Raw genomic sequence first — 14,240 nt, 5'->3', positions numbered from 1 at the left:
GCAGAGCCACTTTTTACCGAAATCAATTAGTATAATCTTTTGAGTTTTACCCGCTCAAACACAGCTCATAAACACAAAACTATATATATAAGAAAAACTAGGCTATATACCATGATATTTTCCAAATAAAACCACACCAGGTCATCCATATTTTGGATGACCTGGTGTGGTAAATAATTCCATTCACTCGTCTTTCATAAGCAAAACAGTCAGGCTGATCAAGGTAACGAAGATCGTCGCTCCCATATCTGCAAGTATGGCGAACCAGAGGGTTAGCAAACCTGGAATAGTGAGCAATAATGCGATTGCTTTCAATCCTAATGCAATCGAGATGTTCCATTTCACGATTGCATTGACCCGTTTTGCAATTTTGAACGCATTTGGAAGTTTCCCAAGGTGATCTTGCATGAGAACGATATCAGCCGTTTCAATTGCGCTATCCGTCCCTTTTCCCATCGCAATTCCCAAATCCGCCATAGCAAGTGCTGGTGCGTCGTTAATTCCGTCACCAATCATAGCCAGCCGTGATGATTGTTTCAGTTCATTCACCTTATCCACCTTCTGATGAGGAAGGAGTTGTGCGTGGACATCTGTCACGCCAATTTCCCTTGCGACTTTCTCTGCTGTCTTTTCATGATCACCTGTCAGCATGATGGTATGCTTGATTCCGAGAGAATGAAGACGAGCCATTAAAGATCGACTCTCTTCCCTCACTTCATCTGCAACTCCGAACACACCGAGTACAGCCTTTTCATCGGATACAATGACAAGCGTATATCCCTGGCGCTTCAGCTCTTGGATATCTTCCTTTACAGAATCAGTTATTTCCAGGTGGAATAACGTTTGCTCACTACCCACATAGTAGGTCTGGCCTTCCACCACCGCTTCCACACCTTTTCCAGGAATTGTATCAACAGAGGATGGTTCTGCAATTGGTGCTTCTTGCACGCGCGGCTCTTTTAAAATCGCTGCTGCTATCGGGTGGGATGAATTTTTTTCAATCGAACGAGCAATGGTGTAAAAGCGCTCTTCCTCATATGTCCGTACTGCCTGGACTTCAGGTTCTCCTTTCGTGAGGGTTCCTGTTTTATCAAAGGCTATGCTCTCCACTTTACCAAGTTGTTCGAGGAAGACCCCACCTTTTACTAAAATTCCATTGCGGGCATTTTTCGTAATACCAGAAAGAATCGCAATTGGGGATGACAAAATTAGGGCGCATGGACACCCGACTATGAGTACGGCAAGCCCTTGATAAAAGGATGCTCCCCATGGAGTGGAAAAGATTAGTGGAGGCAGGATCATTACTAGCCCTGCAACCACCATAATCAAGGGTGTATAGTACTTGGCAAAGCGATTAATGAATAATTCTGTAGGAGTCTTTCTGTCTTGTGCTTCTTCTACAAGACGGAGAATTTTCGCAAGGGAAGAATCGCTGTAAACTTTTGTGATTTTTACTTTCAATAGGCCCTCGTTATTAATACTTCCCCCGTACAAATCTTCTCCGGGGCGTTTATCGACAGGCAATGATTCGCCGGTGATAGCAGCTTCGTTTACTGAACTATAACCAGAAACGATGCGACCATCAGAAGGGATTTTTTCTCCAGCTTTGACAAGGACGGTGTCTCCTGTTTGTAAATCTTCAATACCGACAACCTCTTCGTCCCCGTCAGGCAACACTCTTGTCGCCTGTTTTGGAGCTACTTTCAGCAACTTTTCCATGGAACGGCGGGCCTTTTCCATCCCAAGCCCTTCTAAATATTCATTCAAACCGAACAATATCGCTACAAGGGTTGCTTCTTTCCACTCCCCAATCGCTACTGCACCAATCAAAGCGATGGTCATGAGCGTATCAATATTGAATTTCAGGCGAATCAAGTTTTTTAAACCTTTCCAAAACGTCTGATAACCACTAATGGCAATAGCGGATAAATACATCATTATCAATACAAATGGTGGCACAATATGTTGCAGCAGAAAGGTAGCCCCGAAAATCAATGATGAGATAATGACGAGTTGCTTCATATTCGAACCATGTGTATGGGCATGCTCCTGTTCGCCTTCCGATTCTTCCTCTACAAGCATCGCTCCATCCGTTTTCAATATCTGGCGTACCTTTTTTAAATCCACCTCATCATCCAGTACTAACTTACTTGATGAGAATTTGACCTGAGACCCTTCCCCGTGGTGCAGCTTCTTAATTTCTTCTTCGATTTCTTGAGCGCAGTTGGCACAGGATAAGCCCTGCAGTTTATATTCTTTCATTCTTTTTCTCCCCTTTAATGGTGAAGAGCGTGCTTGATTGTTTGTTGCAAAAGATCGATGACGTGCTCATCATCGTGGGAATAAAATAATGTTGTACCTGCCCTCCGATATTTGACCAAGCGTAGATTCTTCAGAAACCTTAATTGGTGCGAAACGGTCGATTGGCGCAATTCCAATGTATCGGCAATTTGGTTCACAGACATTTCTTGTTCACATAGTAAGTGTAAAATCCTGATACGCGTAGGATCGGATAATGCTTTGAATGTTTGGGAGACGACGAATAACGTCTCTTCATCAAGCTCTTCTACCTCTGTGCGATCAATTTCTTCTTTTTTATTATTGTTTTCTTTGCTCACGATATCGACACCTTTCTTATATGCGCATATATTCATATATACATTTATCGTATGCTCTTACACCTTTTTTGTCAACGAAACATCACCTATGTTTCATTCATTTCAAAGCGGGAAAAATTTATATCAAAACAGATTTGTTGTCACTCTTAAGATTCACATATTAAAATGGCATTCATTCACTATCAGAGGAGGAATAAGATTATGGCTAAAAAAGTATTGATGGTGGTCACGAACCACGAAAAAATTAAAGATGAGTTGCCAACTGGAATTTGGTTATCCGAATTCGGGGAGGCTTATAACGAATTCAACAAACATGGATATGAGGTAACCGTTGCAAGTCCTCAGGGTGGACGGGCACCTGTTGATCCCGGTAGTGTAAGCGAAGACGAACCACAAGAAATCCTCGACACCAAACCATATTTAGAAAATACGACACCGATTGCGGATGTGGAAGCTGAAGATTATGATGCTATTTTCTTACCAGGTGGTCACGGAACGATGTTTGATTTTCCGGATAATGAAAAGTTACAAAAGCTGCTTCGAAACTTTTATGAAGCGGATAAAATCGTTGCCGCTGTCTGCCACGGACCAGCTGGGCTTGTTGGTGCTACACTCTCGAATGGCGAACCGCTCGTCAAAGGAAAGCGTGTCAATGCATTTACCGACGCAGAAGAAGTGGAGACGACACTCGATTCCCACATGCCTTTCTTACTCGAAAGTAAGCTTCACGAACTTGGCGCAACCTTTGTAAGTGGTCCAAACTGGTCCGAGTATTATGAAATAGACGGCAACTTGATTACGGGGCAAAACCCACAATCCACAGAAGCTGTCGCGAAAGAGGTCATCAAACAATTAAATTAAGAAGAAGAAGCTGGGATTCAAGTATAACTTTACTGCCAGTCCTTCCAAATACGAATTAATAACGCGGGAAATCAGGGTTTTATATGCTGATTTCCCGCGTTATTTCGTTCAGATAGAGTTTTGTCTATGCCCCTTTTTTCCAGTTATTCATCGTCATCTTTCCATACACCGAACAAATAACTGTAAACCTTGCGGGCGATACAAATGAAGGACAAAAGCCATACAGCCAAAAGACCGAGAACTAGTCCCCCTTTCATCAACGAAAACCCTGTGGCTAAAGTGTAGATGACAGCAATAAGCAATGCTAGCATTGTAACAACATTCATGACTATAGAAGAAAGGACTTTGAAACTATTGCTGATCCAGGCAGGCATAAAGTTCACCTCCTGCTCCACTTTATGTAGTAGAGGGAAAATCAGCTTGTACTTTTTGATAGATTTTTGCGAAAAGAGGCGGATACCCAGGGCACCTGATGAGAGGCTTAGGCTTCATGTATGTTAAAATGATGCCAACTTTGTAACAGAGGAGAATGACAAGTGGAAAAGAAGTTAGACCATATAGGCGTTGCTGTTCGCAACCTCGAGGATAGCATCACTTTTTATACCAACGTACTCGGTGGAGTTTTGATCGATCGTTATAGAAGTGAGGCAAAAGGCGTCGAAAGCGAAATCGCCATCATTGATATACAAGGAGACCGTACAGAATTATTAATGCCGACAAACAATACCACTTCCCCTATTGCCCGTTTCATCAAACAAAAAGGAAAAGGCGTTCATCATATCGCTTATGATGTCGGGAACCTCGATGAAGCTTTAGAAGAACTGGAGGCACATGGTATTCGTACACTTGAATGGTCTTTACGGACTAACAAGCACGGCCGTCGTCTTATTTACTTGAATCCTGCAGATACGGAAGGGACCATCATCGAATATTGTGATTATCCAGAAAAATAAATAGACGCAGGGACATAAGTGGAAATAGCCAATTAGCAATAAAAACGCATGAAATCAAGATTTTCAAATCAGATTTCATGCGTTTTATTTATTTTAAAAAGGTTTTGAGTCAGTCTCTTTTAGTATTTCACTCTGATCCCAGCGCTTCCGCTACATCATAATCAGCAGGATCAAGTTCTGTTTTTTTACCAAGCACTAGACGGGCAAGTTCCAGCCCCAAAAACGGCCCGGAAGTAAGCCCTGATGCGCCCAAGCCATTTGCCACATAAAGATTGCTCCATTCAGGTATCCCCCCGAAAACCGGGAGGGATCCTGGTGTAAAAGGTCTGAAACCGACACGCGTTTCCGCGAAGGTACTGTCATACAACCCTGGCGCAACTTCCAAAGCATTATCAAAAACATAATGAAGACCACCAACAGTGGAACGCCCATCAAAACCAGCATCGGTTTCATGAGTAGCTCCTATGACAACACGTCCACCGCCAAAAGAAAGCATATATTGGTTGTTCGGTGGCATTATAACCGGCCAGTCCTTCGTCTCTGTCCGTTCCATATCTAAATGGACGATTTGTGCTTTTTGTGGATGAACAAGAAAATGGATACCCAATGGCTTCAAAAACGGCTTTGCCCATGCCCCCGCAGTAACGATTACTTCATCTGCTGTATAGTGTATACCATCTACTTCTACTCCTGTCACTTTATTTTCTTCAAAAGTTAGAGAAGCATCGCCATGAATCCGTTCCACACCATTTTTTTCAGCGACACGGAGTAATGCATCTCTTAATTCTCTACCATTTACACGGGCCGCCCCACTCACATGAATCGCTTCATATCCATCAGCAAGTGGTGGAAAAAGCTTTTTCGCTTCTTCTGATGAAAGCCTCGTTAATTCACCAATTTCAGGGGCTCCATCTTCCCGACGCTTCTTTGCTCGTTCCATCGTTTTTTCCAGTTTCTCTTCATCCCTTTGTAAACTGATCGCTCCGACGCGGCGATATCCTGTTTCATGCTCTCCCGCTTCTTCTAGTTGGCGGATCAATTCAGGATAGTATCGTGCCCCTCCTTTTACAAGCCGGTACCAGCGCTTATTACGCCTTTGCGCTAACCATGGGCATACAATTCCGGCAGCTGCTTCCGTCGCTTGACCGTCATCTTTCCGGTCAATGATTTTCACATCCACACCTTCTTTAGACAAATGGTAGGCAGTAGAGGCTCCGAGAACTCCACCACCTACGACGATATATTTTTTCATAGGTAAACACCTTTTCATCAATTATTTATTCATGCACTTTCATTGTATATAAAAACCCCTCCACCACACAAACTCCCCTCAGCTGAATAGCATGATAATAAAATACTCGATCCCGAGGCATTAATAGATTTAGGGCTGCAGGGAACCAGCCACTCTTCTAGGTGCTTGCGGCAAAACAGCTAAAGCTCTACGGAGTCTTACGTGCCCATCCAATCCCGCAGGAGATTCAACCCCCTCCCGCCAAGAGAGTGCCACTCAAAAAGTACTTCGGATAAAGGTAGAGGTGGATGTGGGCGGAAAAAAAGACTCAGCGCTGTAGGTAGCTCTGAGCCTTTTTATCATTTATTCCATTTACAAAAGTATGCGTAACAGGCATCGATGTCACTGACACAGTCATGAACACCGTCCCCTTCAATTTCAATCAAGTTAAAAGAGTTAAGCGTGACGGTATAGGAAGCAATTTTGATTGGACAGTTCTTCTCTGTCAATTTTTCTAATTCCACGTAAACGGGATCCCGTTCCTTTTCCACGAAATCGAACCAACTTGCTTGTTCCATACCGCCACCCCTTTACGAATCTTCTATAAAGAATGATTCGCTAAAAGAAAGGAAAATCCTTTATCCTGTCACAACTTCCACTTCCCATTGGTCGTTCACATATAAACCAACCACATCAACATGGAAGCCCCAGGATTTCAAAAGTTCCACAGACTGTTTGATTTGGCCTTCCTTTTCTTCTCGTTCCACCGGGTTTCCTGCACAGTTATAGTGACCGACAATAGCTACCACGCCAGATCCGTGCTTATCTACGGAAATATCAATTTTCTTTTTCACAGATCTAAGCTGTTCTTCTGATCCTTCTAACAGAAATTTCGTCGGTCCTGCTTCTGTAATCATATCAATGTACTCTGTGCCATAACGTTCCTGCATCCAGTGAATAACTGGAAGCTGTACACGTCCATCCATACAGTTGATCGCTGTTGCAAAATTCTTTTCAGCCATAATAAATCCCTCCCAACAAAATTCACTTTTATTCTATCACAACAAAAGCTTAAACGCTCTGCCTACCCCCAGCATGCTTATGATCACAGTGGGTTGGCTCTAGTGGTGACTACCCGAAGTTCACCTTCTACCCTTTAATTGATTCCTTCTATTTGCATTTCTTCAACAGTGGCAGTTCCATTGTCACGAATGCGGGCCTGGATCTCTATCCGATCTCCCTCTTGTAGAAATATTGCGTGAGGTGCCTTACTTGTAGTGACGGTATAGATTGTCGTCTCCCCCTCCAATAAAAACTGGACGGATTGCCTGGAATCGGTAGAAGTAACGAGGACACGGTTAACAGTTCCAGATTTCTCTGTTAAATCCACTCCCTGACTTCCTTCCACACCGCTCGGGTCCTGGGCTATTTGTAAACGATAGGCATTCAGCGTCTGTTTGGCCGTGTCTCCAAAGACAGCAAAGTCGGAATCATTCGCTTTGATATATGCATACTGCTTAAATAAACCATTAGGATCTAGTACATTGACAACCCAAGTCGGGTGTCCATCCACGTTGTAAAGAACGGGCATTGTCCCTGTCCAATTTTTTTCAGGGTATTGCTTGTTTACTATTTGATTCGCCCCTTTACTATCCATGATCCCCTGGTTTTGTTGGCCATTATAATACGTAAGCGCTCCAGTTCTCGCATGAACCAACGTATACCCTAGAGCTGAATCAATATTTTCCTTCGGTGAAGCCATATCGGTAAAGTAGAACATCTCGCCGTCTTCATTAAAAATTGGTGTGACACTACTTTCGGTCCCAGCTTCATTCGGAATCTTCACGTCTTTTTTACCGAAAATTGAGTTCAACCATCCGTTTACATATTTTCCGAAATATTCATTTTCCATAGAGGCTAGCTCTGAACTCACAGCACCTTCTACGAATTCCGGAGCCTTTGCAGCGTCATAAGTTTCTATGGCACCGGAAACAGGATCGACGATAGCGACTTTGATTTCATCCATATCTGGTCGGTTTGAGAAGAGAAGCGGTTTGTAAATGGTTTGCACATACCAGGGTTTCCCTTCATCATCCACTTCAATTTGCGCATCCCCGCTCTGGATATGACCTGGATGTTTTCCATAAACGACACGTTGAATATTGTGATGGAAAAAGCTTGAATTCGTATATCTCATTTTACTTTCAATAAATTCTGGTTGAGCATTGATGTTGGTCGCCGGAATCGTGAAATACCCTTCCGTTTCTTTTCCCCTTAGGTACCTCCAAAAACTGGAAAATTCAACAGGAGCAACATAGACGATTTCTCCATCCACCTGCTGGGCCTGTAATTTCCCTAAATCATAAAACTGAGTGTTCGGCACGACACTCATCGCTTTTTGGACTTTATTCCTTGCTGATTCTGGGGCAACTGCAATCGGTGTATTGTCCTCATTCAGAGGGCGTGCTTCTTCTTCCTCTGTCTTAGAAATGCTGTCATAAGAATCTTGCAACGCCAAAATGCTGTAGATGAAAACTCCTATTACTGCAATAGCGACACCGAGAACAATCACACCCGAAAGCGAGCGGTGCATCGTCTGATATTGCACCGGAACTTTTGCTCCCCCGTACACTAAAGGGATAAAAAGTACAGCAACAATTATATTCAGAATTAACATGTTCGGGACGGTAATCGTTGGCATAAAGGCATAAACCACAAAGAACATCAGAATAATACCAAAAATCAATATCCCTATTGTTGTTTTCATGATTTTCTTTCTTCTCATTGTGTTCTTTACATATACGATGATCGACAAGGTCAAAAATAATAGAAAAGATAAGACCGTCGTCAGTAAAATACCAATCATTTATGTATCCTCCTCCTTTTTCCTCTATACTTTACGAAGCTCACAGTGCTTTTGTTTCATTAATATGTGAAAAACCAACTCAATCCTCACTATTTTTTCCACAGCGAGGATTGACGTAAGAATCCGAAGGGGTAGATGCCTGGATTAGCCCCAACCTACTTCAAGAATTCGCTTATTGAATCTTGTAAAAATCTGAAACAGTGGAAATATGCAGACCAATCATGTCCTGCTTTGCTTTTGTAAATAATCGGCTAACCCCATGGCACACACTTCAAAGTCGAGCTTCAATACTTCATAGACATGATGATCATCCGGGACACCCTTTTCTTTCAAATAAGAAGAGACCCTATCATGAAGACGGTCTTGGATTCCTTGCAACCCTGCCCTTTCCTCTAGAGCATCTTTTGCCTCACTGACGAAAATCGGAATCCGCTTTCTTACTTGGTCAAACGTTTGATTAGGCTTTTCTGCCTTGCCAAAGTGCCCAAAATACAAACAAGAAGGGTTCATATTTTGAAAACGATCGAGACAATGGAGCATCGCTTCTGGGTCAAACTGATTCGGTGAAGTCGTCGGCAAATAAAACGTAAGCCCGACATCTTCTGTTTGGTGATAGCGGATACCAGATGTATCTCCTGTGAATAAGCCGTTGCTCCATGAATCATGGATACCCAGATGATGTTTAGCGTGACCTGGCGTATCATAGAACGTCAATGTTCGATTTTCAGAAATCAGGAGTGTATCGCCATCTGCCTTTGTATGCAACTTTTCTTCTGGAATAGGTAAAATAGGGTCAAAAAGTCCATCGAACGCATCCCCATAAACAGCACGCGCCCCTTTTATCAAGCGAGATGGATTCGCCAAGTGCCGTTTGCCTTTTTCATGAACGATAACTTCTGCATTCGGACAATCTTGTAAAAGCAAACCTGCTCCTCCAGCATGATCCAGATGAATATGTGTCAAAATAATATATTCAATTTTTTCTTTCGGAATTTCCAATTCTTCCAAACCGGCTAGTACTCTTGGAACAGAAGGGCTCGGCCCCGTTTCCACCAGGGTGACCTTATCTCCCATCAATACATATGTACCTGTTCGACCTTCCAATCCTAAATCGTACCCATCAATCAAATACACGTCATTTCCTAAATCCATCGGCGCTCTTTTCTCCATCCCTCTCACCTCACCTTATGAATTACTTCTAGTTTACTAGAATCCCCACCATAATGATAACGTTTTCTCTCTTAAGTTCATCCCCCAAAAGTTCTTCAATAAACTGGCGGTATTCTTGAAGACTCGATTCCGAGATATTGTGTGTATTTAGGGGCTACAGGAAATAGCTCGCTTTCCGTGGGGCGGGGGCTCACCTGTCACGCTAATCCCACAGGAGTCTCACCGTTTCCTTCCGCCCCTTTGCCGGATTAAGCTGTCGGAATCGCGCTCCATTCTATCTATTGATGAATGGGGAAAAGAGATGAGAACACTTGCTGGACAGCCTTTTATTATAGCTTCCTGTCCTGTTCGTCCAGCAGTTTCGAGATACTCATTAAGGTAATGGGGGATGGGAAGCTACGAGACTCCTGCGGGAAAGGATAGACTGGCGAGACCCCGCAGAGCTTTAGCTCGAGGAGGCTTGCCGTCTTCCCCGCGGAAAGCGAGAAGCTTCCCATCCCCCATTCGCACTTCACTAGATGTCTCGAAACTGAGTGTTCAACTTTAATCGAAGATGGATTTTCGTATGGAGGAGCTGTCACACATTTGGGCTGGGTGAATATCATGAATTCTGAGGAGTTGATTAAAATGACAGAAGAACGAAATATGCACCACCAAGGTCATATGAATCCTTCCTACAACCAGTGCAACAAAATGAAAAATTACCATGTGATGGTCCAAACGAAAGACGGCCGCACTTTCGATGGCATCATCACAGAAGTCGACCACAACAATATGACGATTTTAGTAAGTGAAGATGTCATGGTCGATGAAAATGGTAATAACTCAGAGGACCGCCAATATGGTTACGGACGTCGTCGTGCCCGTCGCTTCCGTAGAGAGGTGTTCCCGCTTGCAGGGTTGGCTTCACTGGCCTTGTTCCCGTACTTTGCTCGACCATATCCGTACTACCCACCATACGCCTATCCGTACCCGTATCCTTACTACTATTAAGCACTAGTCTCCCATTCCATGTCCCTTATCTCAATTTACATGGAACAAATAACCACACCAGGACTTCCAATATATGGGTGACCTGGTGTGGATTTTATTACCATTTATGCACGCAATCAACTGAATATGTTGTTTTCGATTTGCTTCATTTCATAAAAGTAACCTTGCCTCTTCATTAGTTCATCATAGGAACCCTGCTCTACAACCGAACCATCATCCATCACAACGATTTGGTCCATTCTTTCCAGTCCGGACAGGCGATGGCTGATGAGGACAAGCGTATCGTCTTTCGCTCGTTCATAAAGATGCTTATATATCTCTTTTTCATTCAGTGCATCGACGGAAGATGCCGGTTCATCAAGCAACCACAAGCGTTCTCCCTTCAGAAATGCTCGCGCAATGGAAAGCCGCTGTTTCTCCCCACCTGAAAGGTTTTCTCCCTTTTCAAGAACAGGTTGATCCAGTTTAAAACTAAGCCCTACTTCTTCTAGGGCACTTATCATTTCTTCTTCAGAAGAATCATCACTAGCTAGTTGAAGATTTTCCCGGATGGTGCCATAAAAATAGTGGTTTTCCTGAAGTACGACATTGCTGTGCTGCCAGACGCTTTCCTCTGTTACATGTTGGATATCATAGCCGTTTACCGTTACTTCCCCCATTACCGGCGTCTGGAATTTCATTAGCAGTTGAAGTAACGTTGATTTACCAGAACCACTAGCACCGACAATTGCTGTCTTACTTCCGGAAGGGATCGTAATCGTCACATCTTTTAGAACATCTCTCGTTTCACCCGGGAATCGATAATGGACTTGAGACAATACTATTTCAGGAGCATTTCCTCGCTCAAGCAATAATGTCCCTTTATCTTCGCCTTCCCCATCAACGATGGAAAAAAGTCGCTCTGAGGCTAGCTTACTATCCTGCAGATGACTTGGTAGAACAGCCATAGGAACAGCATTTTCAAATACTGTCAGTGAAACCATGACAAGCATAGCGAGGAACAACCCATTCAGATCTCCTTCAGCAACGAGCAATGCTCCAACACCTGTGACGACCCAGGAGACCAAAAGAGTGACGAAGGTATTCCAAGAATGACTGGAAAGCATCTGCATACTGTCTTTTTCTTGTTCCTCTAAATAAGCGTCTGCTGCATGTTGAAGATTTTCTTGTTTCGCATCCAACTGCTGGTAAATTTTCAAATCGCGAAAACCATATAAAAACTCCGTCGCCTCTGTAGAGAGATTTCCACGGGCATGTCTTACTTTATTGCCAAGCTTTCGTTGTTTCACTGTATACCAGGCAGGAATAAGCAAACCTGTTAAAACTAACCCAACTAGCAGGACGGTCGCAACCCCTATGGAGAAAATGGATGTGAACACGATGGTTCCAAGGAAGATAATCACAAGCACTACAGGTGGATAGTACACACGTAAAAAGAAATTTTGTAAGCTTTCGACGTCTCCTACAATACGTGAAAGCAAGTCACCACTCCGGTACTTTTGAAAAACCCTTGGTGCATGAGGTTCCAGCTTTTTATAAAAAGACAGACGTAAATTGCTCAAAATAGTAAAGGTTGCACGGTGGGAAAAATATCGCTCAGCATAACGACCGAGCGCACGAGCGAAACCGAACAGCTTCAAAAACGCGATAAGAACCGTAAGGGCATACAAAGGCGGCATCAAGGCGGCCTTCGAAATCAAATACCCACTTGAAGCAAAAAGGCCGACGGCAGACATCCCCGCCAGAAAACCGAAAACCACCGAAAGAACGATATCTCTTTTTTCTAAGACGACAAGCCGTATGACTTCATTCAATTCTTTCATGTGGTGTCCCCTCCTTGTTGCGCCGATACCATCGCCCGGTAATCTTCTACGGTCTCTAATAAATCTTCATGCGTTCCTTGCCCTTTTAATTCTCCATTGTCCAAAAATAAAATTTGATCAGCATTTTTGATTGTATGCAAACGGTGAGCCACTGTGATGATCGTGGCGAATCGGGAGAGCTCCTCAATGGAACGTTGCAAAATATGTTCTGTTTTCAAATCTAACCCTGTCGTCGGTTCATCAAAAAGAATAACGGATGGTCGTTTCAAAAAAGTCCGGGCGATTGCCAGGCGCTGTTTCTCTCCCCCTGACAACCCACGACCACCCTCTCCGACTGGCGTATCGTAACCTTGCTCCAAAGACTCCATTAATGCTGCAATCCCCGCTTTTTCCGCAGCCTTCTTAATGTCATTTCTTGTATATGGCTTCTCATCGCCAATGGCAATGTTGTCCGCAATCGTTCCGGAAAATATATACGGATTCTGAGAAATATAACTCAATTGAGAAAACCATTCCCGCTGTTGATAATCAAATAGCGGCCGGTCATTGATAAAAATCTCACCGGAGTCAGGTTTCATCAGCCCGGCAAACAGATGAAGAAGCGTCGACTTTCCAGCACCACTTTTTCCGACAATCGCAACTTGCGAACGTGGTAGGATGGTAGCTTGAAGGTTTTCCATTGAAAAGCCTTTTTCATAACGAAAGCTCATATCTTTAAGCTGTATCAGAGGAGGCTTCTCCCTCCCCAGCTTCGCTTCTCCCCATCCGAATCCTTCCTCTTCTTTTTCCAATTCACCCGATAATTGATTGGCTGCACCCGAGGAACCACGTCCTGTGTGGAAGGCACTGCCGAAATCTTTCAACGTCAAATAAAACTCTGGCGCGAGAATCAGAATAAAGAAGGCAGTAAAAAAGGAAACACTCTCAAATACGACAAGCCTTATGGCAATTTCAAGTGCAATGATGCCGATACTTAGCATCGAGATAAACTCAAGCATCAAGGAAGATACAAAAGCGACCTTCAGCACTTCCATTGTTGCGTCTCTGAACCCCAGACTGCTTGTCTCGATTTCCTTCTGTTGTTGTTTAGAACGACCGAATAATTTTAATGTCGTCAGACCTTGAAGGGTATCTAAAAATTTTCCCGAGAAAGCGTTCATCTTCTCCATTTGGTCTTCCGACTTCTTCTTTGTCATCACACCAATGATCGCCATGAACAATGGAATAAAAGGTGCTGTAATGATCATAATCAGTCCCGAATAAATATGCTGAGTAAAAACGACAATGAGAATCATCACCGGAATGATCATTGTTTGTATCATTTGTGGTACATAGCTGCTGAAATAACCATCAACTTCGTCTACCGCATCCATCAGCACACTTACTTTCCTTCCTGACTGTCCCTGCAAAGAAGTTTGTACAGGGTTGCGAGAAAATTTCTTAATGATGGATTGGCGATAATGACGCTTAGCTTTTGATGCTAGCTTCACGCCTGTTCGTCCATTCAGCCATGTGAACAACGTCCTTCCGGCAAGCACGAGTAACAACCCCACAAGCAGTGGTAAGATTTCACGGAAGCTTTGTTCATCAAGGAAAATCCGATCGACAATTGCTACGAAAAAATAAGACTGACCGATAATCGTGGCACCAATCAACACAGACGTGAAGATCAACAGCATAATCATTTTTCGGTGGGAGAAAGCTAGTCTGCTGAGGTGCTTCATC

Annotated in this window: 13 protein-coding genes; 3 read left to right on the top strand and 10 right to left on the bottom strand. The window is 43.5% G+C overall.

Annotated features, from left to right (window positions below):
* Positions 1-183: 183 nt before the first annotated feature.
* Both BMZ58_RS18475 and BMZ58_RS18470 read right to left on the bottom strand, forming a co-directional pair.
* On the bottom strand, positions 184-2,262 hold the full coding sequence (locus tag BMZ58_RS18475) for a heavy metal translocating P-type ATPase (RefSeq protein ID WP_075038017.1): 2,079 nt from the start codon (positions 2,260-2,262) through the stop codon (positions 184-186).
* Between the two features lie 14 nt (positions 2,263-2,276).
* Positions 2,277-2,618 carry an ArsR/SmtB family transcription factor gene (locus BMZ58_RS18470; RefSeq protein WP_075038016.1) on the bottom strand — a complete coding sequence of 114 codons (342 nt, stop codon included), beginning with the start codon at positions 2,616-2,618 and terminating at the stop codon, positions 2,277-2,279.
* Positions 2,619-2,819: 201 nt separating this feature from the next.
* Between BMZ58_RS18470 and BMZ58_RS18465 the strand changes: the two genes are divergently transcribed.
* A complete protein-coding gene (locus BMZ58_RS18465; RefSeq protein WP_075038015.1) occupies positions 2,820-3,479 on the top strand; it encodes a type 1 glutamine amidotransferase domain-containing protein in 660 nt (219 codons plus the stop codon).
* 143 nt (positions 3,480-3,622) lie between these two features.
* On the opposite strand, the gene BMZ58_RS18460 is transcribed toward BMZ58_RS18465, so the two are convergent.
* The gene (locus BMZ58_RS18460) at positions 3,623-3,853 is read right to left on the bottom strand and encodes a hypothetical protein (protein ID WP_075038014.1); all 231 of its coding nucleotides are present in this window, start codon (positions 3,851-3,853) and stop codon (positions 3,623-3,625) included.
* A 162-nt stretch (positions 3,854-4,015) separates the two neighbouring features.
* Between BMZ58_RS18460 and BMZ58_RS18455 the strand changes: the two genes are divergently transcribed.
* Complete coding sequence (locus BMZ58_RS18455; RefSeq protein ID WP_075038013.1) at positions 4,016-4,432, top strand: VOC family protein; 417 nt, start codon at positions 4,016-4,018, stop codon at positions 4,430-4,432.
* Between the two features lie 127 nt (positions 4,433-4,559).
* On the opposite strand, the gene BMZ58_RS18450 is transcribed toward BMZ58_RS18455, so the two are convergent.
* From BMZ58_RS18450 to BMZ58_RS18430, 5 genes are all read right to left on the bottom strand, one after another.
* Positions 4,560-5,684, bottom strand: a complete 1,125-nt coding sequence (locus BMZ58_RS18450; protein WP_075038012.1) for an NAD(P)/FAD-dependent oxidoreductase — start codon at positions 5,682-5,684, stop codon at positions 4,560-4,562.
* 338 nt (positions 5,685-6,022) lie between these two features.
* Positions 6,023-6,241 carry a hypothetical protein gene (locus BMZ58_RS18445; protein ID WP_075038011.1) on the bottom strand — a complete coding sequence of 73 codons (219 nt, stop codon included), beginning with the start codon at positions 6,239-6,241 and terminating at the stop codon, positions 6,023-6,025.
* Positions 6,242-6,301: 60 nt separating this feature from the next.
* Entirely contained in the window at positions 6,302-6,685 is a 384-nt protein-coding gene (locus BMZ58_RS18440; protein ID WP_075038010.1) for a carbonic anhydrase, read from the bottom strand.
* A 134-nt stretch (positions 6,686-6,819) separates the two neighbouring features.
* Positions 6,820-8,529 (bottom strand): DNA-binding protein, encoded by a 1,710-nt coding sequence (locus BMZ58_RS18435; RefSeq protein ID WP_075038009.1) that lies wholly within the window; start codon positions 8,527-8,529, stop codon positions 6,820-6,822.
* Between the two features lie 219 nt (positions 8,530-8,748).
* Positions 8,749-9,699 (bottom strand): MBL fold metallo-hydrolase, encoded by a 951-nt coding sequence (locus BMZ58_RS18430; RefSeq protein WP_075038008.1) that lies wholly within the window; start codon positions 9,697-9,699, stop codon positions 8,749-8,751.
* A 627-nt stretch (positions 9,700-10,326) separates the two neighbouring features.
* Between BMZ58_RS18430 and BMZ58_RS18425 the strand changes: the two genes are divergently transcribed.
* Entirely contained in the window at positions 10,327-10,692 is a 366-nt protein-coding gene (locus BMZ58_RS18425) for a hypothetical protein (protein WP_075038072.1), read from the top strand.
* A gap of 116 nt (positions 10,693-10,808) precedes the next feature.
* Here BMZ58_RS18425 and cydC read toward each other — a convergent pair whose 3' ends face one another.
* Both cydC and cydD read right to left on the bottom strand, forming a co-directional pair.
* Entirely contained in the window at positions 10,809-12,515 is a 1,707-nt protein-coding gene (cydC, locus tag BMZ58_RS18420; RefSeq protein WP_075038007.1) for a thiol reductant ABC exporter subunit CydC, read from the bottom strand.
* Entirely contained in the window at positions 12,512-14,239 is a 1,728-nt protein-coding gene (gene cydD, locus BMZ58_RS18415; RefSeq protein WP_075038006.1) for a thiol reductant ABC exporter subunit CydD, read from the bottom strand. The genes cydC and cydD overlap by 4 nt, the downstream gene beginning before the upstream one ends.
* Position 14,240: the final 1 nt, after the last annotated feature.

The organism is Halobacillus dabanensis (assembly GCF_900114165.1).
GTDB classification, from domain to species: domain Bacteria; phylum Bacillota; class Bacilli; order Bacillales; family Halobacillaceae; genus Halobacillus; species Halobacillus dabanensis.
This window is presented reverse-complemented; position numbering and strand designations above follow the sequence as displayed.